The organism is Pandoraea pulmonicola (genome assembly GCF_000815105.2).
Classification (GTDB): domain Bacteria; phylum Pseudomonadota; class Gammaproteobacteria; order Burkholderiales; family Burkholderiaceae; genus Pandoraea; species Pandoraea pulmonicola.
The window spans coordinates 2,302,582-2,326,539 of the sequence record NZ_CP010310.2 but is presented as its reverse complement, the minus strand read 5'-3'; the positions used below and the strand labels follow the sequence as shown (position 1 = coordinate 2,326,539).

Sequence of the window (23,958 nt, the reverse complement as noted above, 5' to 3'; positions counted from 1 at the left end):
TTTCAGACCGCCTTCAACTGCTGGGCATAGCCTTTGAGCACCTCTTCGCGCAGCACATCCCAGATCTGGGCGTGCAACTCGGTGAAGCGCGGATGGTTGCGGATTTCCGCCACGTCGCGCGGACGCGGCAGATCGATCCGGAACTCGCCGATCGGATGTGTGCCCGGCCCCGCCGCAAGCACCACGACGCGATCGGACAGCGCGATCGCCTCGTCCAGATCGTGCGTGATGAACAGCACCGCGCGGCGCTTGGCCGCCCACAGCTCGAGCAACTCGTTTTCCATGAGCTGACGCGTCTGGATGTCGAGCGCCGAAAACGGCTCGTCCATCAGAATGATGTCCGGGTCCAGAATCAGCGTCTGCGCCATCGCGACGCGCTTTCGCATCCCGCCCGAGAGCTGATGCGGATAGCGATCGCCGAAGCCACCCAGGCCCACGCGCTTGAGCCACTCCTGCCCGCGTGCCGCCGCCTCGTCGGGCGCCACGCCACGAAACTCCAGCCCGGCAGTAACGTTGTCGATCGCGTTGCGCCAGGGCATCAGCGCTTCGGCCTGGAACATGTAGCCGGCACGGGCGTTGATGCCCTTGAGCGGCTCGCCGAACACCTTGATCGTGCCCGAGGACGGCGCCAACAGACCGGCGGCGACGTTGAGCAACGTCGACTTGCCACAACCAGTCGGCCCGACGACCGACACGAACTCGCCCGGCGCAATGGCGAGCGAGGTGTCGGCCACGGCCGTGTAGCGCTTTGCGCGATCGTCGCGCGCGACGAAGGTGCACGTAATGCTGTCGAAACTCAGAGCCGGCGCAGTCATCATTTGTACTTGGCGTCGGCCTTCTTGGTGAACTCGTTCGTGAACGTCTTCGACAGATCGATCGACTTGCCCTTGACCGTCTCGTCGAACGCCTGCAGCGTGCGCAGCGCCGTGGCCGGGCCGTCCGCGGGAATCAGCCCGTCCGGCGAAATGGCTTCCTTCACGCGGCTCCAGGCATCGAGGTACAAGGCGCGGTCGCCGAGCAGATAGGCATCGGGCACCGTCTTGATCAGATCCGACGGCCCCGCGGTCTGCAGCCAGCGCAGCGCGCGCACCATGGCGTTGGTCAGGGCCTGCGTGGTGTTCGGATTCTTCTGGATGAACGATTCGTTCGTATAGAGGCAACCGGCCGGCATGTTGCCGCCGAACACCGACACCGTTTCCTTGAGCGTGCGCGTGTCCGAAATCACGCGGATTTCCTTGTCGCGCTCGAGCATCGTGATGACCGGGTCCAGGTTGACGATCGCGTCGACGTTGCCCGAACGGATCGCGGCGAGTGCGCCGGACGAGGCGCCGACACCGACGAAAGCCACTTCATTCGGTTTGACGCCCCCCTTGGCCAGCACGAAGTTGGCCATGATGTTCGTTGACGATCCCGGTGCGGTAACGCCGATCTTCTTGCCGCGCAGGTCCGCGAGCGTCTTGTAGTTCGGCATCGTCTTGTTCGATACACCGAACACGATCTGCGGTGCACGTCCCTGCAGCACGAAGGCGCGGATGTACTGGTTCTTGGCCTGCAACAGGATCGTATGTTCGTAGGCACCAGAAACCACGTCGGCGCTGCCGCCAACGAGCGCCTGCAACGCCTTCGAGCCGCCCGCGAAATCCGAGATCTCGACGTCGAGCCCTTCGTCCTTGAAGTAGTTCAGTCGTTCGGCGATGGTGAGCGGCAGGTAGTAGAAGAGATTCTTGCCGCCGACGGCAATGGCGATCCTGGTCTTCTCCGGCTTGCCTTGCGCGAAGCCAGGGCGAATGCCCGCGCCGATCAGGCCAGTGGCGGCCAGTGCCGTGACGAACTGACGTCTTTGCATGGTGATTGTCTCCGTGGTTGCAGCGTGCTTTCTTTGTGTACGTGCTTTTTTTTACGGGATGCGACCGACGTCGCGCCCCGTGATCCCGCGCATTCCGAACGACTCAGATGACGCCGTTCTCGCGCAGTGCCTTGATTTGCCCGGCATCATAACCCAGTTGCCCGAGCACTTCGTCGGTATGCGCGCCGAGTTCGGGACCCAGCCACTGCGTCTGGCCCGGCGTCTCCGACAGCTTCGGCGTGACGTTCGGCAGGTCGATGGGCGTGCCGTCCGGGAAGGTGTGGCGCTGGATCATCTGACGCGCAATGAACTGCGGATCCTTGAACATGTCGGCTACCGTATAGATGCGGCTCGCCGGCACATCGGCCCCCTGCAGCACGGCAAGCGCCTCGTCGATCGAGCGAGCGCGCGTCCAGGCGCCGATGGCTTCGTCGATCTCCTGCGTGCGCGGCACGCGCCCGTCGTTGTGCGCAAGCGCGGGATCTTCCGCCAGATCGGCGCGCCCGATCGCGTGCATCAGGCGCTTGAAGATCGGATCGCTGTTGCCGCCCACGACGATCATGCCGTCGGCGCACGCATAGGTGTTCGAGGGCACGATGCCCGGCAGCGACGCGCCGGTGCGCTCGCGCACCATCCCCGCCACGCTGTATTCGGGCACAACACTCTCCATGAGGTTGAAGACCGCTTCGTAGAGCGCGACGTCGACCACCTGCCCCCGCCCGCCGTTCACGTTGCGGTGATGCAGCGCCATCATCGCGCCGATGACGCCATGCAGCGCCGCGATGGAGTCGCCGATGGAGATGCCGATACGCGGCGGCGGCAGGTCGGGATAACCGGTGATGTGGCGCAGTCCGCCCATCGACTCGGCAATCGCCCCGAAGCCGGGACGGTCGCGATACGGTCCGGTCTGCCCGTAGCCCGAGAGGCGCACCATCACGAGCCCGGGATTCTCCGCCGACAACTGCTCGTAGCCCAGGCCGAATCGTTCGAGCAAACCGGGCCGGAAGTTCTCCACCACGATGTCGGCCTGCGCCGCGAGCTTGCGAACGATCGCCTGCCCCTCCGACGTCTTCAGATTGATCGTCACCGACTTCTTGTTGCGTGCCTGCACCGCCCACCAGAGCGATGTGCCGCCCGCCTCCGGATGCAGCTTGCGCCACTTGCGCAGCGGATCGCCGTGCTGCGGATCTTCGATCTTGATGACCTCCGCCCCGAACTCGCCGAGCATGCGGGCGGCAAACGGCCCGGCGATCAGCGTGCCGAGCTCGAGCACCTTCACGCCGGCGAGCGCACCGCGCGCAGGCAAGCCGGACGCACCCATTGCGGACGGATCGGACGTTTCGGAAGATGCGCCTGAGGCGAAGGCGCGAGAATCGCCGCGATGCGGCGAGGCAGACTCGAACGGCTTGGACGACTTGGACAACGCGCAGACTCCTGTGCCCCATCGACGGCGACGACCGTCGACTTCGAATCGCAGCCCAGCAAGGCCGCGAGGGAAAGTGAATGGCAAATGAAGGTCGTATCGTAACGCGCCAGCCCGCCGTCGGCCAACTGCATCCCAACAGATAAGGGAAACCTCCGAGACGATTGAGCGCGAATTCCGATCGACAGGTCCCATGATGGCCACATCCTGCCGCAGCGCGAAATTTCAGGTCTCGTTCAGGTCTCGAACAGATGACGTGCCCCGCGCTGCGCTGCGATATAGATCGCCTCGCCCCGGTTGCGTGCGCCGAGCCGCCGGTACAGCGCCGACACGTGGGTCTTTGCCGTTCCTTCGGAGATCACCAGTTGCTGGCAGATCGTTTTGATGGATAAACCGCGGGAGAGCAGCGCGAGAATTTCGTACTGCCGTTGAGAGATGCCGAGCAGCGCGGATTCGGCCAGTTGCGTTGCCTTGTCGCCGCCGAGCGGAAACACCGGCAGGCGCGAGAGCGGTAGTGCTTCGCCGAGCGCCTCCTGTCGCCAGAGGACGAGCAGGGCCGAGAGCGCCTCTTCCGGCACGAAGCGTCCGCCGGAAAACGCCAGATCGAAGACCGAACGAATGCGTGCGACGGAACTCGGCCACGGCAGACAGGCGGCAATGCCGGCCTGCAGCCAGCGAATGATTTCATCGGGGAAACCCGTATCGCCGATCACGACGACCGGCACGGGCGGGACACATTCGACGGCCACTGCACACAATGTGTCGACCGCCGGGGTGCGAGCCACGGCTTCATCGAGCACGAGCGCGCGGCGCGACGGCAGTTCGCGCAGCCACACCCAGTCCTGCGTCGTCACTTCATCGACCTGACGCAGGACCGGCGATGTCGCGTTGGCTTCGGTATGCAACGCGACCTGTAAGCCACCGATCCAACTGGCAGCCTCACCCACGACCAGCACACGCATGGTTTCCCCTGTCATTCCGGTCGGCCCCTTGCACCGCCGCCCCGCTTCTTGTCACGCCCGCCGCACCGATGCTTGCGACCCGTCATGTTTTGTATTGTGACCGGGCCGAGGCAAAAACCGAAGAATGCTTCGGTCACTTGCCGTGATGTCGATGCGTCAGGCGTCACCTCGCTTTCAGCGCAGTTTATGCGCGAAGCCCGCATGGCGGCGAGTTCCTCATCAGCGGAGGCCGGCCATTGTTGCCTCTGCGCGACAAACCGCAATCCGCGTAAAGCATTTACGTAAATTTCCGGGATCCCGCCATTACTTTTTTCTCCTTTTCTTTCTCGAATCGCGCAATAGAATACAAGCAGTGCTGGGAGGATGGAGGCCGGGGGGCACGCCATGTTCAAAATCACCGTCAACACGACGCGCAGCGCCATGTTCTGTCTGGCGAGCGCGTGCCTTGCGAGCTCCGCGCACGCCGAACTTACGACCACTGGCGGTGTGCCGGTCGCCGTCAGCGACGCGCTGCTCGCCACCACTCATGCAGCAAACCTCCAGCGCGGCCTTGTGGGCAATCTAGGCGGCGTGGCACCGGCAACCGTTGCACCGGTCAACGCCACGCAGACCGTCGCCAACAACGTGCGCCTGTGGGACGAAGTCATCCCACCCGCACCCTCGCCCAAACCCACGCAGGCGTCGCTCACGCTGCCGAGCCAACCTCGCACGGCGGCAGTCAGCCCGACGCCGGTCCAGGTCGGCACGGCTGCCAGCCTGCAAACGACCAGCCTTCGTGTCAGCAACGTCAACAACGCGGCCACCGCCCGCATGCACGCCGGTTTCGCGCGCTAAATCGCGGTCCTTGTTGGCCTCGCCGGACCCCGACGAGTCCCTGCCTCCCGGGACCGCCCCCCTTGTCCCACTCTGTCAGAACGTATACGGGAAGCGCACGCCGATCACATAGTTCGGCGCATCCGGCGACATGCCGGCGTTCACATAGCCGTTCACGGTCCAATGTTTGTTGATGGCGTAGTTGATCCCGAAGTTGAGCGATGCCGCGTTGGTCGCGCTGCCCGCCACCGTCGTGTAGGCACCACCCGGCGTGGCTGTCTTCGTCGCGCGTGAAATCGCCGTCGAATACGAGATCGACAACGCCGTCTTGTCATTGAGCGCCAGCGCCATCCCAGCGCCCACCTGAATGATGTCGCCGAGCTTGACCTTGGCCGGCTGCGTCGTTCCCTCGATCGTCGAGATATCGTCGAACGTGCGCGCGATGTTGTACGTGTAGGCCACATTGGCGAACAGCACGATCGGATCGTAGGTGCGCAGGAACGACAGCCCTGCCGTCACCGCCCAGATGCCGTTCCCCGTCGGCAGACGCGACGGCGTAGTAAGGTTGTTGTTGGCCGGATCGGGCGTGCCGAGCTTGATGCCGAACGGCGAGGTGCCGGTCGGCGCTGTCACGCGCAACGACGCCACGATATCCGGCCAGTTCGCGTTTTCCTTGACCAACTGGTAGTACAAGGACGCATTGACGTCGCCGATGTTCGCCGAGTTCTTGCTGATGTCGCTGATCGAGGACGCCGCGCCACCCACGCCCCCCGAGATGAAGTTCGAGTTGCGATACAGATACGGCACGTCGAACGCCACGCTCAGGCGATCGTTGATCCCGTAGCGCGTGTTGACGTCGAACGTCCATACGTTGGCCTTCGTCTGACCGAGGTTCAACTGACCGAGGAAGATGGCATCGAGGGCGAGAAAACCGCTCAGTACAAGCTGACGGCGATCGTAGTAGCTATAGCTGATGCCCGCGTCGATGGTGAGCCTGCGATCGAACAGCGGTGCGTGCTGCGCCTGCACCACGGCCTCTTCGGCGGGGGTGCGCTGCGAATCGTTCTCGCTCTTCTGCATCTGCTGCGTGGCGCCGATCGGTGTGGCCGCCGCCGGGCCGGCCGCGCCTGCCGCGCCACCGCCGGGCGTGCCGGCGGAACCGGCGGCAGAGCCGTCACCGGGCGAGACCTGAGCGATCTGCGCGGTGTCCCACGCGGTCAGGCCGCGTCCGCGTTGCGCCATCTCGATATCGGTGAGGCGCTGCTTCAGAGAAGAAATTTCCCGCTGCTGCCGGTCGACCATGTCCGTCAACATTTGCAGACGGTCGTCCGGCGATGGGTTTGTATGCTCCTGAGCCTGGGCCGATAGCGTGAAAAGCAATACACCCAACGGAATAGCGGCAACGGGAAAAAAACGGTGAGTGCTCATGATCCCCCCCGGGTAAAGATGCGGACAGGCGTCCGCGCGCAATCCAACCAACACTTGTTTCCGACTACGGTTGTCCTTGCCGCACGACTGCGAAGTGACGCGTGCGAGACCCGGGTTGAAACGTTCGGAGCGCTCCCAGGCTCGCCGACATCACCGTCTTTGTTTGCCGCGAGAGGTCCGCGGCAATGCCCCGCTTATCGTTGTTGTGGATTCGATGCCGGCGCCTCACCGGCGGATGCCGACCATGTTCGCCAGCGCGCTCTGAATACCGAACTGCCGCAATCCGGCGGACGTGAGCGGACTCGTCTGGAGATTGAGCTGCATCGTGTTCATTACCTGCTGCGCGTTGCCCGCGACCTGCACGACCTGCATGATCTGGTTCATGGCGGCGCCGGCGCCGCCCGCCACGCTCTGGCCGAGATTGCCGTTCGGGGTATTGAGCGAGATCTGCATGCCTGCCGACGTGATCGCCACGCTCGCGTTGAGATTGCCCACCGAGGTCTGCGAACTGTTCGCCCCCTGCCCGCCTGCCGGTACAAGCGCGGAGATCGAGATGCCGGGCGCGAACTGGATGGTCGCCTTGTTCAGCGCGTTGTTCGCGTCGCCGGCCACCTGCGTAATCTGTGCGACGCCGTTCACGAGCACGCCGGCCGCGCCCACCACGATTTGCGTCAATGGCGACGTAGCATTCACGAGGCCGGGGATGATGGCGGTCGAGGCCCCCGTTTGCACCTGGTAGCCGGAACCGTTCTGGCTGACGCCGAGCACGCCGGTAGCCATCAGGCTCGCACCGGTCGGCATCTGCCACTGGGACTGCATGACGAGCTGGAAGCCCGTGATCATGTTCTGTTGCGCATATTTACCGGTCGCGTGCGAGAGCACCTCATCGCTCACGGGCATCCAGTTCTCGGGCACCACGCTGGAGGCGAACGCCGGCACGGCGCCCGCCAACAGCGGAATGGCCAACATCGGGACATATCGGTTCATGATGGTCTGTTCTCAAAACAGGTCCGCCCGGATGATGCCGAAGTCCACCATCGGGGTCGGTGACGTCCCGGTTGCCAGCGCGCTGTCGCGCAGCTTGGCGGCCAGGGATTCGTTTCCCTTGAGCAGCGGTGAATCCTCCAGAAACGGCTTGCCGATAATCGCCAGTACCAAGCCGTTCCATTGCCTGGCGAAATCGGCCTGCTCGATGATGCGATTGCCCAGCGCCGGATCGGAGACGAAAACGCGTCCGTCCTTCGCCGCCTTGATGACCACGAAGTGCTGATAGCCGTTGACGTCGATGAGCGCGATGACCGGGATCTTCAGGTCGTAAAGCGCATTCACATCGACTTTGAAACCTCGCCCCTCGAGCCCGATCGTCTCGACGAATTTCTTCATGTCGAGCATCGAGAAGCCGTTCCTGATGACGGTTTCCGGATTGGAGAAAACCATCATTCGCTGGATCATTTCGGTCTCGGGAATGTCGATCCCGTAGCCGTAACGCAGCAGCGTTGCCAGCGCCGCGGATCCACAACTGAAGTCGTATTCCTGCTGGACCAGATTCACGTAGTGCATCGACTTGAACGAGCGCATCTTCTTGACCGCCGGTACTCCGGTGGAAGACTCCAGGCTCACCGATGCATACTGCGCGTGCCCAGCCACGCTTGCGCACGCCAAAGCGCAAGCAGTAGCGATCCTCACTACGGCACGACGCGCGTCATTCATGACACACCTCATGGAAAAACCGGTCCGGGAAACTTCTCCGGACCGGCCAGGTACATCACTTGATTGCCGAGATCGACAGGCTGTTGGTCTGAACGTTGCCGATACCCGCAGCCACGTTCACACCCACGTTGCCGCTGGCCCCGGTCAGCGCACCGTTGCCAACCGTGGCATTGGCGATGAAGTCGCCCGAGGCCTTCATGCTGGCCGACTGATCGCTTTGTGCCGTCGCGTTGGCGGCACCGCCCTTATGCCGGCCGCTTCCGCCTTGCGAGACGGCTGCGGCAAGGTTGTTCGACTGCACGTTGCCGACACCCGAAGCCACGTTCACACCCACGTTGCCGGTCGCACCCGCGAGAGCGCCGTCACCCACGCTCGCCTTGACGTAGAACTGCGAGATGCTTGCCGAGCCCTTCGACGTCTGGTTCGCGAACACCTGTGCCGAGGCATACGCCGGCTGAGCGTTGAGCGATGCGATCGCCACGTTGTTGGCCTGCACGTTGTCGGCGCCTGCTGCCACGTTCACGCCGATGTTGCCGTTGGCGTTAGCCAACGCACCGTTGCCGACTGACGCACCCATGGTCTGGTATTGCGCCGTATTGACGTGTAACGTGAGCGAGCCCTTGGCCCAGCTGACCGACCGTGTGTAGGTGTCGGTGAAGCCCCACAGCGCCGCCGCCGCGACCGAATCGGACGTGACCGAGTAGCTGCCATGGTTGAGCGTGGCATGGAAGGCCGCATCGAAGCTCTTCTGCGTATTCAAGAAGCCTGCCGCGAAGAACGAGGCCGCCTGATGCGATTGCTGAGCAAACGCATAACTGCCCCACACCGAATGCCAACTGGCGCCACCGCTGATGATGAAGCTGCCCGAGCCCGATCTCGACTGCGCTGCCGCAAAAGCCGCGCCGGTCTGGAAGGACTGGCTCGTGTCGAGATGGCCACTGGCGGTGGCATTCACCCACGACGTTGAATCGTCGAAGTGCTTGGTCGTCTTGCTTGCGAGGAAGTAGGCGCCGCCCTGGTTCGAAACCGTCGTGGTCTTCGAATCGGTACCATACGTCACCTTGCCCGTCACATAGCTGCCAAGCAGCGGGCCCTTCAGATTGACGTGGTGTACGTCGGCAACCTGATTGCTTTGCACGACGGCGTTACCGGTGTTGTCCACCGTCACGCAGCCGCGAATGCCGATCAGACCGAAGATGCCGACCAGGTTCAGGACATTGGTTTCGTTGCCGATGAACGAAAAGCTGTATTGCGGGTGGTGGGGCGACGCCATGGCGCTACCCGTTGCCACCAGCAGTGCAGCCGCTGCAATTGCCTTCGTTTTCATGACCATCTCCTTGACGAGAGAGTTACCCATTTAAAAAGATGTGCCCGCCGGGGGACGGAGCACAAAAACATTTGCGGTTACATTGCCTATCCCAGCCGACTGGTTCACCTGCAACACACCGCTCACCCCGCGAAATGCGTCACCGGAAATCGATGCCGTGCGGAACTGATCGTTGAGGTTGTTGTGCCCAGCCGGGCCACCCTTGGCGATCGCAGCGGACAGTGCCGTATCCGATACGCTCGCCACTCCAGACGCATCGCCGATCACAATGACGGTCGCGTTGCGTTGAAGATTGCCGGCACCGCTCGCCTGGTTGACTTGCATCAACCCCGAGGTGCCCGAAAATGCGTTGCCTTGAATTGCGGCGCTGGCCGCACCGGTCGCCGTCGTGACGAGCGTCTGCTGATTCGTGCCGCTCGCGCCGGCCGTCACCGAACCGCCAGTGGCCAGCACGGCGCTGTTCGCCTGCACGTTGTTCACGCCCGCTGCCTGGTTCACGCCCAGGGCGCCGGACACGCCCACGGCGACGCCGTTCTCGACGGTCGCGTGCGTGCCGGCGAGTTCGCCGTTCACGATCCACGCATCCTCGGCGGAGGCCACGCTGGCGAAGGCGGCAACCACCCCCACCGCGACGAGACGAAGCGAGTTCATTTCGCAGCTCCCGCGGCGCCGACGCTGGTGAGCGGCGCCAGCGCGGAACCGATCACCGATGGCACAAGCGTGCCGGTGCTGCCGATTCCGCCGCCGGCGGCGCCGGAGAAGCCGCCACCCACACCGTTCGAGGTATTCAGGCCATTGCCGCCGCGGGCGTTGCCGACCAGCACGCCCATCACGGGGCTGATGCCGGATTGCACGGCGCCCGTGACGAGACCTGCCGAGCCGTGCCCAGTCAGTTCGCCATCGGTCACCTGGTTGACCGCGCCCATTGCGGTATTGAACGGGCCAGTCGGGAAAGCGGGAACGGCAATGCCGATCGGGTTCTGCTCGCGCGGCAGGCCGCGATAAGCGATTTCCGGGCCGATGTTGCGCTCGATCACGAGATCGCCCGGCGTGGCCGGCTCTGCCCGGACGCCGCCCGGGAGCATCGCCGGCGCCACCGCCACGAGCATCGTGGCGAGGAAGCTGCCGGCATGCACGGCTGGGAATTGGGTCATGTCGTTCACCGCGTGGTGTAGATCACACGCGTGACCTGGACATTGTTCACGCCGTTCGACAACTGCTGCGGACGCGGCGTCGGTGTCACGGCGCCTGGCATCTCGTCCCACAGCGTCACACCGTTGGCGAACGACATGCCGGGGGACTTGAGCATCGTGCCGTCCGGCAGGTTGCGACCGCGCTGGCTGCGCAGTTGTTCGTCGTCTATACGGGCAGCCGCCAGGGGAACGCCGGGAACGGCGGCAGAGGCGGGAGTATTCCTATCATCGGTACCGGCGGGGCTCGCGGTGTTGGCTGCGGCCGGGGTGTCTTCCTCTGGAACCTGCACCGCAACGGGCGCGGCAACGACGGCGGTTTCCGCGTCCGAGATCGACATCGTCGGTGTCAACGCAACCGCCGCGCCGGGCATCGTCGAGCCGGTGAGCATCGCCAGTTGCATGAACGGTGCGCGTACGGCGGGCAAGACTTCCTGAGCCTGTGCTGGAGCGGCGCACAGACCGAAGGTCACAAGCACGGCAGCGGCCAATGCGCCGGCGCCTTGTCGCACTCGGTACTGCATGTCGGTGGTGAGAATTCGCATCGTCGTGCCCTCCTGGCCGGGCTCAATAAAGCGACTTCCGTGCCACGCTAACTAAGTGGTTGAAATCATTGACGGAAAATTCTCTGCTCGCGCGACCGCTCCAGACACGTGGGCGAAAACGTTTCAGCATTGATACGTGCCCCAACGCAAGCGACGGATGTCACGTCATCGACGCGATTCGCGAGTATTCCGAACGGCGAAAGATGTCGGCGCATCCAGCGATGCATCGCGTAGACGCCCCGCCGAGCAAAGGTCCCGAGTGACGGTTGTGCGGCAAATTCGAACACGCCCGGCCCTGCGACGCGACAACGTCATGAAGGCGTCCGCCGGGCCGCACACTCGCTCTCGCACCGGATGTTTCATCTTTGATGTGTCTGCGGGGAACTCGCGCTCGCTGCGTTTTCCCAGGCGCGCGCACGCCATGACACGGCGATGCGACGGCGTCGTGACACGCGCGCACGGCGAAGCATCGCCATCCATCACGCGTGGCATCGCCGGCGACGCTTGCTCGCCGCGTGCCACTGCGCAATGCGTACGGAAGGGAAGCGAAAGGAACACTTGCGGGATCGCCGCCGGCACCCGACGTCATTGGCGATGGCAGGATTCGCGAAACGCGAGGAAAGGGAGGGAATGGCTGAAAATCCGAGGGGATTTCACGCGCGCTCGTGGCGATATTCAGGAAACCAAAAAGAAACGACCGCCCCGCTCATCACAGGACGGCCGCCCTCTCTTCGCCAGAAGACATCAGGCCGGCACGCCCGATTCGTCACCCCGCAATCCATACCGGCACATGAGCCGATACAGGGTAATACGTGAAATGCCCAATTCAGCCGCCACGTCGGTGAGTCGATGGCAGTGGCGCAGCAAAGCCTGCTCGATGGCCGTTCGTTCGGCTTCCGCGCGAATCTCCTCGAGCGTGCGCACCATCGTGGGCACCCACGGCAGCAAGTCGAGATCCTTGGCCGAGATCATGCGGCTGTCGGCCATGACGATGGCACGACGCACGCGGTTGATCAACTCGCGCACATTGCCGGGCCAGTGGTATTCGTACATGGCTTGCACGGCACATTGCGTGAAGCCGCGGATCTTGCGATGGTTGTCGCCCTTGAATCGTTGCAGCACATGGTGCGCGAGGATCTCGATGTCCTGGCCGCGCGCGCGCAGCGGCGGCTCGTCCACGCGCAGCACGCACAGGCGGTGGTATAGATCCATGCGGAAGCGTCCGTCCTTGACGGCCTCCTCGAGGTCGACGTGCGTGGCCGAGATGATGCGCACGTTGACCGGAATCACCTCATGGCCGCCCAGCCGCTCGATGGCGCCCTGCTGCAGGAAGCGCAGCAGACTCGCCTGGCTCTCGATGGGCAGATCGCCGATTTCGTCGAGGAACAGCGTGCCGCCATTGGCGGACTCGACGCGGCCGATCTTGCGCGCATTCGCGCCGGTAAAGGCACCGCGCTCGTAGCCGAACAGTTCGGATTGCATCAGATGCGGCGGAATCGCGCCGCAATTGATCGCCACGAACGGCCCCTTGGCGCGCAAGGAGCGCTCGTGAATCGCCACCGCGCTCAGTTCCTTGCCGGTGCCGGATTCGCCCGAGATGAACACGGGAGCATCGGTGTTGGCGACCTTGCGGATGGTGCGGAACAGCTGCTGCATGGCCTCGCACGTACCGACCATTTCCTGGTCGCCACCGACTTGCGGCGTGATGATCGGCACTTCGGAGAGCGACGCCATGCCCCACGCGTGACCGATCGAATGCGCGATCTGATCGTTCGTGCAGGGAACGTTGACGTAATCGAAGCAGTAATCGCGAATCAGACGGCGAATGGCCGTCGTCGTGAGCTGCTCGGGATGGGTGGCCGCGACCCAGCCGACCGTGACCGGTTGCATGCAGGACTCGAAGGCTCCCATTTCGCGGTCGCTGTAACCGCTCGCCAGGTCGATGAGTGCTGCGCTGGTAACCCCCGGGTTGAGAATGCGACCCACGTCGCTGGCGCTTTTGGCCGGCACGACTTGCCAGCCTTGTCCCCCCAGAAACGACAACAAGCCATCGTTGTGCTTTCGGGAAGCGTAAATCAGGGTGCGCCCGGTATCGTTAGCCATACCTTAACTCCCTGCCTAAGCAGTGCCTGCACGTCGTTATCAGGTCTCGGACCGGTTCGTCGCGACAGGATATACGGCCCCACGCCGCTTGGGAGTTGTCTGGTATTCCCCGTGTTGTTGGGTCCCCGAGTCGGCAGGTTCAGTCTAGAAGACGGGGGTAGGCGCAGAAATAGCGAATAACAGCTAATCCAATTGGATGAGAGTAGCAGTACCTACGCGCAAGCGCGCATGCCCTCACGCGCGCGTCATGCTCAGAGCGTATGCCTGTCGAGCACGGCACGAGCGATCGTGCCGGCATCCACGTACTCGAGTTCGCCGCCCACAGGCACGCCGCGAGCGAGCCGGCTCACGCGCAATCCGCGAGCCTTGAGCATCTGCCCCAGGTAGTGCGCGGTGGCCTCGCCTTCGTTGGTGAAGTTGGTGGCGAGCACCACTTCCTTGACCACGCCGTCGGTGGCGCGTCGGATCAGTTGTTCGAAATGGATCTCGCCCGGGCCTACGCCGTCGAGCGGCGACAGGTGGCCCATGAGCACAAAATACAGACCCTTGAAGGTCATTGTCTGCTCGAGCATGTTCTGGTCGGCGGGGGTTTCCACCACGCACAGCAGGCTCGTGTCGCGCTCCGGATCGAGGCACGTCTCGCAGATGTCGACTTCGGTAAAGGTGTTGCAGCGCGCACAATGGCGAATCTGCTCGGACGCATGCACCAGCGCTTCGCCCAGCCGCACCGCGCCCTTGCGATCGCGTTGCAGCAGGTGATAGGCAATGCGCTGGGCAGACTTCGGACCGACGCCCGGCAGCGCGCGCAGAGCATCGACGAGTTCCTGAAGGCTCGAAAGCAGGGGGGGCATGCGTCGTCTTTCTATCGTGAGGCGGTGTCGCTCAGAACGGCATCTTGAAACCCGGCGGCAGCGGCAGGCCGGCGGTCATGCTGCCCATCTTCTCCTGCGTGGTGGCTTCGGCCTTGCGCACGGCGTCGTTGATGGCGGCCACCACGAGGTCTTCGAGCATGTCCTTGTCGTCGGTCAGCAGGCTCGGATCGATGGTCAAGCGCCGCACGTCGTTCTTGCAGGTCATCACCACCTTGACGAGACCGGCGCCCGACTGGCCTTCGACTTCGATCTGGGCCAGTTGCTCCTGCATCTTCTTCATGTTTTCCTGCATTTGCTGAGCCTGTTTCATCAGGCCGGCGATATTTCCTTTGAGCATCTTGACTCCTGAGTAAATCGAATGGGGGATAGCTAGCGAAGCGTGTGACGCGCGTTTGATGAAGCAATTTCCACAAACTGGCGCCACGTCGCGAAAGCGAACTTGCTTATTGTACCGGGCGAATGCTGTTGGGCAGGATCTGCGCGTCGAATTCCTCGATCAGCTCGCGCACGAGCGGATCGTCGGCGATGGCCTGTTCGGCCGCCCGCTGACGGGCTGCCGCCGCTTCGGCCGCCAGCGACGCGGCCGTGGTGCCCACCTGCCCTACTTCGACGTGCAACTGCACGTCAGCGCCGAAGTGCTCCGTCAGCACCTGGCGAAGCTTGTCGACCGTGGCGGCGTCGGCCAGTTGACGCAGCGGCACACGCAGATGCAGCGCGCGACCGGCGACTTCGGTCAATTCGCTCTGGAATGCCAGTTGCTGAGCCAGGCCGCGTGCGGACAACTCGGCAGCCAGAGCGGGCCACTCGCCCGTAAAGACGGGCGCCACCCCCTCGGCTTCACGATAGACGCAGGCGCGAGGCGCCGGCTCGGGTGCGGGCGCCGCAGGTCTGGCAGGCTCGGGCTCCGGGTCGGCGCCCGCGGGAGCGTCGTCCGACGCGCGAGCGGCACCACCCCGCGCGGCTGGCGTCGCACCACCGGAAGTCCGCCCGCCTGCGCCCTTGCGCCCCGCGTTGAGCGCAGCGAGCGCCGCTCGCGCGGGTGACATCGGCGCGCCGTCGGTCGGTGCGCTGCTGCGCGCCGCCGGCGCACGCCGGGCCTCCGGCTGGGCGGCGGGCGCCGCGGATGCGGCAGGGGAATGCGGTGCGCCTGCCTGCGGCGCCGAGCGCATCGGCTCGCCCATCGGCGCCCGCGCCGGGGCGGCCGCCACCGTCGGGCGGCCTCCCACGGCGTGCGGCGTCGGAGGCTCGGCGAGCATGCCGCCGGCCAGCAATGGCGTGAACGCTGCCATGCGCAGCAAGGCCATCGAAAAGCCGGTGTATTCGTCCGGCGCGAGGCCGAGTTCGCCGCGCGCACGCGTGGCGATCTGGTAATAGAGCTGAACGGCTTCCGGCGAGAAGACTTCGGCCAGACGGCGCACGTCGGCAGCTTCCGGCCAGTCGTCGGAGACCGCCTGCGGCGCGAACTGCGCCAGCGCAATCTTGTGGAGCAGGCTGCCGAGATCCTGCAAGCCGGCCGCGAACGAAAAGCTGCGCTCGGCCATTTCGTCGGCAATCGCCAGCAGATCGGCGCGGGACTCGTCCTTGAGGGCGTCGAGCAGGCGCACGAGCACGCTCTGGTCGATCGCCCCGAGCATGCCGCGCACGGCCGACTCGGTCAGCGGCCCGGCAGCATACGCAATGGCCTGGTCGGTGAGCGACAACGCATCGCGCATGCTGCCGCCCGCCGCCTTGGCGAGCAGGCGCAGCGCCTGCGGTTCGTTCTCGATACCCTCCTCGCCGAGAATATTCGTCAGATGCGACACGATATGCCCCGCCGGCATCTGCTTTAGATTGAACTGCAGGCAGCGCGAGAGCACGGTGACGGGAATTTTCTGCGGATCGGTCGTCGCCAGGATGAATTTGACGTGAGCGGGCGGCTCTTCGAGCGTTTTGAGCATCGCGTTGAACGCATGCCCGGTGAGCATGTGCACTTCGTCGATCATGTAGACCTTGAAGCGCGCGTCCGCCGGAGCGTAGACCGCCTTTTCCAGCAGCGACGTCATCTCGTCGACGCCGCGGTTCGAGGCCGCGTCCATTTCGACATAGTCGACGAAACGGCCCTCATCGATGGCACGGCACGCCTTGCACACGCCGCACGGCTCGGCGGTGATGCCCGTCTCGCAATTGAGCGCCTTGGCCAGAATACGCGAGAGCGTGGTCTTGCCGACGCCGCGCGTACCGGTAAACAAATAGGCGTGATGCAGACGCTGTTGCTCGAGCGCGTGCGTCAACGCACGCACGACATGCTCCTGGCCCACCAGGGTCGAGAAGCCTTTGGGGCGCCATTTGCGCGCGAGTACTTGATAGGTCATGCCAAATTGTAACAGTTCGGCGGTGAGCGTCCGCCCCGGTGTCAACGTATGATCGGACGGCATCCAAGCGAGGAATACGGGGGTTATCGGCGCGATAGAAAAAAATGTTGCGCGATTCTACCAAGCCGTTTTGTCCCACGCGAGGCGCGGCGCGCGCTACCGAGGCAATCCGGAGCAATCCAGGGCAATCGCCCGTCGACGGTGGCCGCGCGGACGCGACAGGCCAATGCCATCGGCTTCGCACATGGCGTCGCGGCGGTCGAACGAGAGGGATGAAGTTGCGCAGAACGCGCGAAGAACATCGATAAAACAAGGAAATAGGTGACGAGCCTGACCCTCGGCACTGGCAGAAAACGGTTGTGGCTGCTTCGTTCCCGACCTGACCAGATTGGCCGCGCCACCATGCGAGGAGGCCCGTCAGCGAAAGATTCTACCAGAGTCGACGCGTCAACAGAAGCCCATTTCCGGCACATTGCATGAGAATTCGGGCCCGCGGGGCACACCACGCGTCCGGGGCCAGCGCGCGCAAGCGTTCGTGATTTCCGCTAAGATGAGCACAAACTGCATTGGCGGGTGCTATTGAAGCCCGCGTGTGCAGCCTCCATATGGAGAATGCACGCGAAGGCCGCTGGCCGGGCGACATCTCCAGCGCTGGCGAAGACGAACCGTTTTCAGCCGGCGTTTCCGAATAGTCAGACGAGGCAACAACACTCATGAGCAACAAAATCAAACATATCTCCGACGCCAGCTTCGATGCGGACGTGCTCAAGTCCGACAAGCCGGTGCTCCTCGACTTCTGGGCGGAATGGTGCGGCCCGTGCAAGATGATCGCCCCGATCCTGGAGGAAGTGGCCAACGACTACGGCGACAAGGTGCAGATCGCCAAGCTGGACGTCGATGCAAACCATGGCACCCCGAGCAAGTTCGGCATTCGCGGCATTCCCACGCTGATTCTGTTCAAGAACGGCACCGTGGCCGCGCAGAAGGTCGGCGCCCTGTCGAAGTCGCAACTGACGGCCTTCCTCGACAGCCACCTGTAATCCCAGGCCGATGGCGGCCGCCGGGGCCTTTGTCGCCGCAGTGCGACACCCCGGCGCCCGGCACGCGGCGCAATGCTTGCGCCCGACGCTGCTTGCTATATAATCCGGCCAAAAGCACCCCAAAGTTCTTCGAGCGTTCGCTCACTTTTTCCCTGATCCTTCACTTGTCGTCCGATGGACGGCACCTCTGTATGCATTTATCCGAACTTAAGTCCCAGCACGTCTCCGAACTGCTTGAAATGGCGAACGGTCTCGAAATCGAGAACGCAAACCGCCTTCGCAAGCAGGAGCTGATGTTCGCCATTCTGAAGAAGCGCGCAAAGTCCGGCGAAACCATCTTTGGCGACGGTACGCTCGAAGTGCTGCCGGACGGCTTCGGTTTCCTGCGCTCGCCCGAGACATCGTATCTGGCCAGCACGGACGATATCTATATCAGCCCGTCGCAGATCCGCCGCTTCAACCTGCATACCGGCGACACGATCGAAGGGGAAGTGCGTACGCCCAAGGACGGCGAGCGTTATTTCGCGCTGGTGAAGGTCGATAAAGTCAACGGCCACCCGCCCGAGGCCTCGAAACATAAGATCATGTTCGAGAACCTCACGCCGCTGCACCCCAACAAGCCGCTGCTGCTCGAGCGCGACATTCGCGGCGAAGAGAACGTGACGGGCCGCATCATCGACATGATCGCCCCGATCGGCAAGGGCCAGCGCGGTCTGCTGGTTGCCTCGCCGAAGTCCGGCAAGACCGTGATGCTGCAGCACATTGCGCATGCCATCACCGCCAATCATCCGGAAGCCAAGCTGTTCGTGCTGCTCATCGACGAGCGCCCCGAAGAAGTGACGGAAATGCAGCGCTCGGTGCGCGGCGAAGTGATCGCGTCGACGTTCGACGAACCGGCCACGCGTCACGTGCAGGTCGCCGAAATGGTGATCGAGAAGGCCAAGCGCCTGATCGAGATGAAGGAAGACGTGGTGATCCTGCTCGACTCGATCACGCGTCTGGCGCGCGCCTACAACACCGTGATCCCGGCTTCGGGCAAGGTGCTCACCGGCGGTGTGGACGCCAACGCCCTGCAGCGCCCGAAGCGCTTCTTCGGCGCGGCCCGTAATGTCGAAGAAGGCGGTTCGCTCACGATCATCGCCACCGCGCTGATCGAAACCGGCAGCCGCATGGACGACGTGATCTACGAGGAATTCAAGGGCACCGGCAACATGGAAGTGCACCTGGAACGCCGTCTCGCGGAAAAGCGCGTCTACCCGTCGATCAATCTGAACAAGTCGGGCACGCGTCGCGAAGAGCTGCTCATCAAGCCGGAAATCCTGCAAAAGATCTGGGTGCTGCGCAAGCTCATCTACGATATGGACGAGGCCGAAGCCATGGAATTCCTGCTTGGCAAGATCAAGCAGACCAAGAACAACGCCGAGTTCTTCGACCTGATGCGCCGCGGCGGCTGATCCCACCTCCCACCCACCCACCCACGCATCAAGCGAAAAAGCCGCAAAAGCCGCGATATGTCGCGGCTTTTTTTTCGTTGGCGACGGCGAGCGTCGGCGTGCCCGGGCGGCCTGTCACGATGACTGTTATATGATGGGACGGTACCGCGCTCTGCCCGCCGGCACGCGCCACCAAGCCGTCCCCGAAGGAGAATTTGAAATGTCCGAGCAAGATGAATTGATGGCGGAAGCCTTTGCCCACCTCGAAGCCGGCGACCCCGAATCCGCGCTGGAAATCGGCAAGCAACTCGAGTCGATGCAGTACTCGGGTGCCTACGAGGTGCAGGCCATGGCCTATGCCGACATGGACGAGATGGAACAGGCGGTGGCCGTGCTCGAAGCCGGCGTCGCGCATGCGCCGGGCGTCTGGCTGCTGTGGCAACTGCTCGGCAACTACCGTTCCGATCTGGGACGCTTCCCGGCCGCCATCGAGGCCTACGAGGCGGCGGGCAACTGCGCACCGGACGAAGACCTGGTGATCGTCGACTTCAACCACGCCAACGCGCTCACGCGCCACGGCGACTACACTGCCGCGCAAACCCGTCTGGACCGCGTGCTGGAAAGCCCTCACCTCGCGCAGGCCGGGCGAGCCTTCATCGAGAACGCCATCGCGCTGCGCATGCACCTGTTCAACGCGCAAGGCGAACCGGGTGCGGCAATCGACACGTACCAGGCACTGCACAACGTGGAACACGACGAGGAAGGCAGCAACGTGTCGATGGCCGACGTGCTGGCCGAGCTCTCGCTCGCGCACAAGCAGGCGGGCGACAACGACAAAGCGCTGGAAGTCGCGCTCGAAGCCGTCCAGTGCTACAAGTGGAGCGAAGCGGCCCTGTGGGCATTGCGCGCCGCCCGCGAAGCACAGTCGGACACGGCTCATGCCATGCATCTGATCGTGGAAGGCCAGTGGTACGAGCCGCTGGAAGACGAAGATCCCGATGGCCCCGCGCCGGAATTCGTGACCACCTACGATGTCGTGGCCGATAACGAGGAAGAGGCGCTGCGCCTGATCGCCGAGTGCGAGCCGCCGCAGGTCCGCGCGTCGCTCCGTATCGCCGAGACGCATCCCGTCGAACACGACGACGAGGCACCCGCCCCCTACAAGGGCGTCTACGCCACGGGCGACTACCATATGTATCAGCCGGGTGACGACGTCGACTGACGTCGTTCGATCGACGCCTCCTGCCGGCGGCGACGAACCGCCGGCGGACGCAAGACGCAAAAAGGGCGCCGGATGCCGGCGCCCCTCTCCGCAGCACCCTCTTCTATCGCCTTATTTGTAGCCGGCACGATCGAGAATGCGCTGCGCTTCCGGCAGATTCCTGGCGATGGTGCCAATGGGCACGTCCTCGGCCTTGAACTCGCCAAGCGAGGCGAGCGCCGGGTTATCGACCTTGGTCGTCGGCACGGCCGGCCACTCGTTGTTGCCGTTCGCGAAATACTGCTGCGCTTCGTCGCTCGCCAGATACTCCAGGAACTTGACCGCGTTGGCATGGTTCGGCGCATGCTTTGCAATGCCGGCGCCGGCCACGTTCACGTGCGTGCCCTTGCCTGCCTGATCCGGCCAGATGAACCCGACTTTCGACATCAGCGCCTTGTCTTCGGGTTTTTCCGAGCGCGCCATACGCACGTAGTAGTACGAGTTCGCCAGCGCCACACCGCATTCACCCGTCGCAACGGCCTTGATCTGGTCCGTGTCGCCGCCGCGCGGCGCACGCGCGAAGTTCGCCACCATGCCTTCGGCCCACTTCTGCGTGGCCTGTGCGCCGTCACGCGCGATCAGCGCCCCCACGAGCGAGAGCATGTACGGATGCGAGCCCGAACGCGTACACACCTGACCCTTTTGCTTCGGATCGGCGAGCGACGCATAGGTCTGTACCGACTTCGGATCGACCTTGTCCTTGTTGTAGACGATCACGCGGGCGCGCGTCGAAAAGCCATACCAGTCGGTGCCCGACTTCGTGCTGGCGGCGTGAAGCTTGGCAGGAATGCGTGCGTCGAGCGTCGCCGATTTGGTCGGCTGGAAAAGCCCGGCTTCATCGGCCTTGGCCAGACGCGCGGCGTCGACCATCAGGATCACGTCGGCCGGACTCTTGGCCCCTTCACTCTTCAGACGCTCGAGCAGTGCCGCATCGTCCGCCTCGATCCGGTTGATCTTGATGCCCGTCTGCCTGGTGAACGTGCCGTAAAGCTGTTCGTCGGTCTGATAGTGACGCGCCGAGTACAGATTCAGCACACCGTTGGTGTCCGCTTGTGCGCCGAACGCGGCGGCCATCGCGGTGCCGAGCACCGTCAGTCGCGCCAGTTGTCCGATCGTCTTCGCCTTCATGGGCTATTCCCCCGCAGTCATGGTTTCGTAGGAGGGAACAGCATAATGAAAAAACATCATCAACGCAAATGATTCCCATTCGCACAATTTCTATGTTCACTATTGAGTGCGATGATAGAAGCGGGAACGCGGCGCCGGTGTCGCGGCAGCTAAGACGGCCTCGAACCATGAAGGTTCCGCGACGCGTTGCCGCACTTCAATGTCTCCCTCGAAAAGTGAACTGATGTGCGCCTGCGCCGCTCCAATCGCCGTAAAATTGCGCGTCGACGCAAAGCGGTCAGCCTCACATCCCAACGATTACCGGCGCCGCACGCGTTTGTCCTGCCTTGCCGGAGTCCTCCCCTTGCTGCCGTTGCTTCGAATTGTGCGCCGAGCGGTCATCCCGCCCGCCGGCGATACCCCCGCCTTGTTGTCCGCCTCCGTGCGCACGGCGCCGATGGCCGTCAAACGTGCTGCTGCGTCGCGCACAGCGCTGAGCGCGCTCGCGTGCGCGGCCATCCTGGCTGGCTGCGCGAGCGCCCCGTCGGTCGACTCGTCATCCGGCAGCCCTATTACGCCTCCCGTGGCGCAAACCACGCCCTCGACGCCCAGCGTCCCGACCACGCCGCCGAAGGTCGTACGCCCGCTGAAAATCGGCCTGGCGCTCGGTGGCGGCGCCGCGCGCGGCTTCGCTCACGTCGGCGTGATCAAGGCGCTGGAGGCACGGGGCATTCATGCGGATATCGTCGTCGGCACCAGCGCGGGCAGTGTGGTGGGGGCGATGTACGCTTCCGGCCTGAATGGCTTCCAGCTCAATCGTCTTGCCGCCACGATGGACGAAGCCTCGATCAGCGACTGGACGATGCCGTTCCGCTCACGCGGCATGCTGCGCGGCGAAGCCCTCCAGTCCTACGTCAACAAGGTGCTCAAGGACCGGACCATCGAACAGATGCCGCGCCAGTTGGGCATCGTGGCGACCGACCTGCAGAGCGGCGCACCGATCCTGTTCCGTCGCGGCAACACAGGCCAGGCCGTGCGCGCGTCGAGCAGCGTACCGGGCGTGTTCGAGCCCGTGCATATCGGCTCGCGCGATTACGTGGACGGCGGCCTCGTCGCCCCGGTGCCCGCCGAGTATGCCCGCCAGATGGGCGCCGACTTCGTGATCGCCGTCGACATCTCGGCGAACCCCACTGCGCAGGCGACGCAAGGCCAGTTCGACATCCTGATGCAGACGTTCACGATCATGGGGCAGTCGATCAAGCAGTACGAATTGGAGAAGAATGCGGACGTGGTCATCCGGCCGTCGCTGGCCAAGATGGGCGCGTCTGACTTCCAGGGTCGAAATCGCGCAATTCTGGCGGGCGAGGAAGCCGTTGCCAAGATGTGGCCCCAAATCCAGCGCAAGCTCGCCGAAGCGCAGACGCAGGCAACGAGCGGGGCTCAGCAAGCCGCTGCTCGCTGAACAAGGCTTCGCAGGCCTGCGTGTCATGACACATGGGCCGGCCACCAGCGCCACCACCCGACGGTGGCCGAAGTTCAGTACCCGCCCGCCATCGAACGGCACGCCCGCGGTCCGCTGCCGAATCGCCCGGCCCCGCACCACGCCCGCCCTGCCCCTCCTCGCCTCGCCGCCTCATGCACCAAAAAGAAATGCCGCCCATCGGGGCGGCATTGTCTTTTGGCATCGATGCCCGCTGACGCGGCGTCGATCGCTTACATCGGATGATCGTTCTTGAAGAGTTGCTCGACGCGCGTGAGTTCGGCGCTGGCCTTGAGCGTTTCGACGCGACGCGCGCCGTTGTAGCGGGCCGACCAGTACGACTCACGCAGGTCTTCCACGCGGATCTTGCCGCCGGTGGCCGGGGCGTGCACGAACTTGTCGCCGCCGATGTAGATGCCCACGTGCGAAAAACTGCGGCGCATCGTATTGAAGAACACCAGATCACCCGGCTTCAGATCGGTTTTGGCGATGCGCTCGCCCACCTGGCTCATCTCTTCGGAGCGGCGCGGCAGCATGAAGTTGAGCGTGTCCTGAAACACGTAACGCACGAAGCCACTGCAGTCCAGACCGCTGTCCGGCGTGTTGCCACCGTACTTGTAGCGCACGCCGATGTAGTTCAACGCACCGAGCACGACATCCGACGCCTTGTCCGTCACGTTCGAGAGCAGCTTCTGCGCACGTTGCACACGCGTCTCTTCCACGGCGGCCTGCGGGGCGTCCGTGGCGACATTGAGCGTGGAGGTAGAGGCAGAGGCGGAAGCGCTGGCGGCCTGGTTGGCGGCAGCAGCGGCGCGGGCGGCGGCCGTCGGGCCGTTGTTGTAGTCGTCAGCCTTCGCCGTCAACGAAGCGGTAACGAGGCCAGCGGCAGTGAACGCGAGAAGGAGTGTCTTGCGGGTGCGCGGAGGGATCGTCTGCATTGGTCGCCGGGTTGAGTGTGTCGGTAGGCCGATGAGTAGCTCGTCAGGTGCAACAGGATGCTGCCGTGTCGAACACCTTCGAGTCTCGCCCGGCTAGCCTGCCACCGAACCGGCGTCTAATTTGGTTGA

22 protein-coding genes and 1 other RNA gene are annotated in these 23,958 nt (G+C 63.9%); 5 read left to right on the top strand and 18 right to left on the bottom strand.

Annotated features, from left to right (window positions below; genetic code table 11):
* Window positions 1-2: 2 nt before the first annotated feature.
* From RO07_RS10240 to RO07_RS10220, 4 genes are all read right to left on the bottom strand, one after another.
* On the bottom strand, window positions 3-815 hold the full coding sequence (locus tag RO07_RS10240) for an ABC transporter ATP-binding protein (protein ID WP_039415007.1): 813 nt from the start codon (window positions 813-815) through the stop codon (window positions 3-5).
* Window positions 815-1,846 carry an ABC transporter substrate-binding protein gene (locus RO07_RS10235; protein WP_039410414.1) on the bottom strand — a complete coding sequence of 344 codons (1,032 nt, stop codon included), beginning with the start codon at window positions 1,844-1,846 and terminating at the stop codon, window positions 815-817. The genes RO07_RS10240 and RO07_RS10235 overlap by 1 nt, the downstream gene beginning before the upstream one ends.
* A gap of 103 nt (window positions 1,847-1,949) precedes the next feature.
* On the bottom strand, window positions 1,950-3,167 hold the full coding sequence (locus RO07_RS10230) for a CaiB/BaiF CoA transferase family protein (RefSeq protein WP_039410411.1): 1,218 nt from the start codon (window positions 3,165-3,167) through the stop codon (window positions 1,950-1,952).
* Between the two features lie 338 nt (window positions 3,168-3,505).
* A complete protein-coding gene (locus RO07_RS10220; RefSeq protein WP_084072547.1) occupies window positions 3,506-4,246 on the bottom strand; it encodes a helix-turn-helix transcriptional regulator in 741 nt (246 codons plus the stop codon).
* Between the two features lie 369 nt (window positions 4,247-4,615).
* Here RO07_RS10220 and RO07_RS10215 point away from each other — a divergent pair, with 369 nt between their 5' ends.
* Window positions 4,616-5,065: a RodZ family helix-turn-helix domain-containing protein gene (locus RO07_RS10215; RefSeq protein ID WP_147284517.1), complete on the top strand. Its 450-nt coding sequence runs from the start codon at window positions 4,616-4,618 to the stop codon at window positions 5,063-5,065.
* Between the two features lie 75 nt (window positions 5,066-5,140).
* Here the strand turns inward: RO07_RS10215 and RO07_RS10210 are convergent, their stop codons facing one another.
* The 12 genes from RO07_RS10210 to ffs form a co-directional block, all read right to left on the bottom strand.
* Complete coding sequence (locus tag RO07_RS10210; RefSeq protein WP_039410402.1) at window positions 5,141-6,472, bottom strand: hypothetical protein; 1,332 nt, start codon at window positions 6,470-6,472, stop codon at window positions 5,141-5,143.
* Between the two features lie 225 nt (window positions 6,473-6,697).
* The gene (locus tag RO07_RS10205) at window positions 6,698-7,459 is read right to left on the bottom strand and encodes a hypothetical protein (RefSeq protein WP_147284518.1); all 762 of its coding nucleotides are present in this window, start codon (window positions 7,457-7,459) and stop codon (window positions 6,698-6,700) included.
* 12 nt (window positions 7,460-7,471) lie between these two features.
* Complete coding sequence (locus RO07_RS10200; RefSeq protein ID WP_237171415.1) at window positions 7,472-8,182, bottom strand: C39 family peptidase; 711 nt, start codon at window positions 8,180-8,182, stop codon at window positions 7,472-7,474.
* A gap of 55 nt (window positions 8,183-8,237) precedes the next feature.
* Window positions 8,238-9,509 carry a hypothetical protein gene (locus RO07_RS10195; protein ID WP_052267184.1) on the bottom strand — a complete coding sequence of 424 codons (1,272 nt, stop codon included), beginning with the start codon at window positions 9,507-9,509 and terminating at the stop codon, window positions 8,238-8,240.
* 30 nt (window positions 9,510-9,539) lie between these two features.
* On the bottom strand, window positions 9,540-10,160 hold the full coding sequence (locus tag RO07_RS10190) for a hypothetical protein (protein WP_039410399.1): 621 nt from the start codon (window positions 10,158-10,160) through the stop codon (window positions 9,540-9,542).
* Entirely contained in the window at window positions 10,157-10,663 is a 507-nt protein-coding gene (locus tag RO07_RS10185; RefSeq protein WP_147284519.1) for a hypothetical protein, read from the bottom strand. Before RO07_RS10185 ends, RO07_RS10190 begins: the two co-directional genes overlap by 4 nt.
* A 5-nt stretch (window positions 10,664-10,668) precedes the next feature.
* Complete coding sequence (locus RO07_RS10180; protein WP_039410395.1) at window positions 10,669-11,244, bottom strand: hypothetical protein; 576 nt, start codon at window positions 11,242-11,244, stop codon at window positions 10,669-10,671.
* Between the two features lie 744 nt (window positions 11,245-11,988).
* Window positions 11,989-13,347 (bottom strand): sigma-54 dependent transcriptional regulator, encoded by a 1,359-nt coding sequence (locus RO07_RS10175; RefSeq protein ID WP_039410394.1) that lies wholly within the window; start codon window positions 13,345-13,347, stop codon window positions 11,989-11,991.
* Between the two features lie 251 nt (window positions 13,348-13,598).
* On the bottom strand, window positions 13,599-14,198 hold the full coding sequence (gene recR / locus RO07_RS10170; RefSeq protein WP_039410392.1) for a recombination mediator RecR: 600 nt from the start codon (window positions 14,196-14,198) through the stop codon (window positions 13,599-13,601).
* A gap of 31 nt (window positions 14,199-14,229) precedes the next feature.
* The gene (locus RO07_RS10165) at window positions 14,230-14,556 is read right to left on the bottom strand and encodes a YbaB/EbfC family nucleoid-associated protein (RefSeq protein ID WP_039410390.1); all 327 of its coding nucleotides are present in this window, start codon (window positions 14,554-14,556) and stop codon (window positions 14,230-14,232) included.
* A 106-nt stretch (window positions 14,557-14,662) separates the two neighbouring features.
* Window positions 14,663-16,570 (bottom strand): DNA polymerase III subunit gamma/tau, encoded by a 1,908-nt coding sequence (gene dnaX / locus RO07_RS10160; RefSeq protein WP_039414992.1) that lies wholly within the window; start codon window positions 16,568-16,570, stop codon window positions 14,663-14,665.
* Between the two features lie 320 nt (window positions 16,571-16,890).
* Window positions 16,891-16,989, bottom strand: an RNA gene (gene ffs, locus RO07_RS10155) — signal recognition particle sRNA small type.
* A gap of 294 nt (window positions 16,990-17,283) precedes the next feature.
* On the opposite strand from ffs, the gene trxA reads away from it, so the two are divergent.
* The 3 genes from trxA (at window position 17,284) to RO07_RS10140 (ending at window position 20,265) form a co-directional block, all read left to right on the top strand.
* Window positions 17,284-17,610, top strand: a complete 327-nt coding sequence (gene trxA / locus RO07_RS10150) for a thioredoxin TrxA (protein WP_039410389.1) — start codon at window positions 17,284-17,286, stop codon at window positions 17,608-17,610.
* A 191-nt stretch (window positions 17,611-17,801) separates the two neighbouring features.
* Window positions 17,802-19,064, top strand: coding sequence for a transcription termination factor Rho (gene rho / locus RO07_RS10145; RefSeq protein ID WP_039399112.1), 1,263 nt, complete (start codon window positions 17,802-17,804; stop codon window positions 19,062-19,064).
* Between the two features lie 199 nt (window positions 19,065-19,263).
* Window positions 19,264-20,265, top strand: a complete 1,002-nt coding sequence (locus RO07_RS10140; protein WP_039410388.1) for a tetratricopeptide repeat protein — start codon at window positions 19,264-19,266, stop codon at window positions 20,263-20,265.
* A gap of 111 nt (window positions 20,266-20,376) precedes the next feature.
* Here RO07_RS10140 and RO07_RS10135 read toward each other — a convergent pair whose 3' ends face one another.
* Window positions 20,377-21,432, bottom strand: coding sequence for a Fe(3+) ABC transporter substrate-binding protein (locus tag RO07_RS10135; RefSeq protein WP_052267183.1), 1,056 nt, complete (start codon window positions 21,430-21,432; stop codon window positions 20,377-20,379).
* Window positions 21,433-21,868: 436 nt separating this feature from the next.
* On the opposite strand from RO07_RS10135, the gene RO07_RS10130 reads away from it, so the two are divergent.
* Window positions 21,869-22,873: a patatin-like phospholipase family protein gene (locus tag RO07_RS10130; protein WP_039414987.1), complete on the top strand. Its 1,005-nt coding sequence runs from the start codon at window positions 21,869-21,871 to the stop codon at window positions 22,871-22,873.
* 251 nt (window positions 22,874-23,124) lie between these two features.
* Here the strand turns inward: RO07_RS10130 and RO07_RS10125 are convergent, their stop codons facing one another.
* Window positions 23,125-23,829, bottom strand: coding sequence for a C40 family peptidase (locus RO07_RS10125; RefSeq protein ID WP_072637009.1), 705 nt, complete (start codon window positions 23,827-23,829; stop codon window positions 23,125-23,127).
* Window positions 23,830-23,958 lie beyond the last annotated feature (129 nt).

Excerpts from the sequence above, each read along its gene's own strand:
- RO07_RS10240 (WP_039415007.1), bottom strand. The coding sequence starts at position 815 with ATGACTGCGCCGGCTCTGAGTTTCGACAGCATTACGTGCACCTTCGTC.
- trxA (WP_039410389.1), top strand. The coding sequence starts at position 17,284 with ATGAGCAACAAAATCAAACATATCTCCGACGCCAGCTTCGATGCGGAC.
- RO07_RS10130 (WP_039414987.1), top strand. The coding sequence starts at position 21,869 with ATGGCCGTCAAACGTGCTGCTGCGTCGCGCACAGCGCTGAGCGCGCTC.
- dnaX (WP_039414992.1), bottom strand. The coding sequence starts at position 16,570 with ATGACCTATCAAGTACTCGCGCGCAAATGGCGCCCCAAAGGCTTCTCG.
- RO07_RS10140 (WP_039410388.1), top strand. The coding sequence starts at position 19,264 with ATGTCCGAGCAAGATGAATTGATGGCGGAAGCCTTTGCCCACCTCGAA.
- RO07_RS10215 (WP_147284517.1), top strand. The coding sequence starts at position 4,616 with ATGTTCAAAATCACCGTCAACACGACGCGCAGCGCCATGTTCTGTCTG.
- RO07_RS10180 (WP_039410395.1), bottom strand. The coding sequence starts at position 11,244 with ATGCGAATTCTCACCACCGACATGCAGTACCGAGTGCGACAAGGCGCC.
- RO07_RS10205 (WP_147284518.1), bottom strand. The coding sequence starts at position 7,459 with ATGAACCGATATGTCCCGATGTTGGCCATTCCGCTGTTGGCGGGCGCC.
- rho (WP_039399112.1), top strand. The coding sequence starts at position 17,802 with ATGCATTTATCCGAACTTAAGTCCCAGCACGTCTCCGAACTGCTTGAA.
- RO07_RS10185 (WP_147284519.1), bottom strand. The coding sequence starts at position 10,663 with ATGACCCAATTCCCAGCCGTGCATGCCGGCAGCTTCCTCGCCACGATG.
- RO07_RS10235 (WP_039410414.1), bottom strand. The coding sequence starts at position 1,846 with ATGCAAAGACGTCAGTTCGTCACGGCACTGGCCGCCACTGGCCTGATC.
- recR (WP_039410392.1), bottom strand. The coding sequence starts at position 14,198 with ATGCCCCCCCTGCTTTCGAGCCTTCAGGAACTCGTCGATGCTCTGCGC.
- RO07_RS10125 (WP_072637009.1), bottom strand. The coding sequence starts at position 23,829 with ATGCAGACGATCCCTCCGCGCACCCGCAAGACACTCCTTCTCGCGTTC.
- RO07_RS10210 (WP_039410402.1), bottom strand. The coding sequence starts at position 6,472 with ATGAGCACTCACCGTTTTTTTCCCGTTGCCGCTATTCCGTTGGGTGTA.
- RO07_RS10135 (WP_052267183.1), bottom strand. The coding sequence starts at position 21,432 with ATGAAGGCGAAGACGATCGGACAACTGGCGCGACTGACGGTGCTCGGC.
- RO07_RS10175 (WP_039410394.1), bottom strand. The coding sequence starts at position 13,347 with ATGGCTAACGATACCGGGCGCACCCTGATTTACGCTTCCCGAAAGCAC.
- RO07_RS10230 (WP_039410411.1), bottom strand. The coding sequence starts at position 3,167 with ATGGGTGCGTCCGGCTTGCCTGCGCGCGGTGCGCTCGCCGGCGTGAAG.
- RO07_RS10190 (WP_039410399.1), bottom strand. The coding sequence starts at position 10,160 with ATGAACTCGCTTCGTCTCGTCGCGGTGGGGGTGGTTGCCGCCTTCGCC.
- RO07_RS10220 (WP_084072547.1), bottom strand. The coding sequence starts at position 4,246 with ATGACAGGGGAAACCATGCGTGTGCTGGTCGTGGGTGAGGCTGCCAGT.
- RO07_RS10200 (WP_237171415.1), bottom strand. The coding sequence starts at position 8,182 with ATGAATGACGCGCGTCGTGCCGTAGTGAGGATCGCTACTGCTTGCGCT.
- RO07_RS10195 (WP_052267184.1), bottom strand. The coding sequence starts at position 9,509 with ATGAAAACGAAGGCAATTGCAGCGGCTGCACTGCTGGTGGCAACGGGT.
- RO07_RS10165 (WP_039410390.1), bottom strand. The coding sequence starts at position 14,556 with ATGCTCAAAGGAAATATCGCCGGCCTGATGAAACAGGCTCAGCAAATG.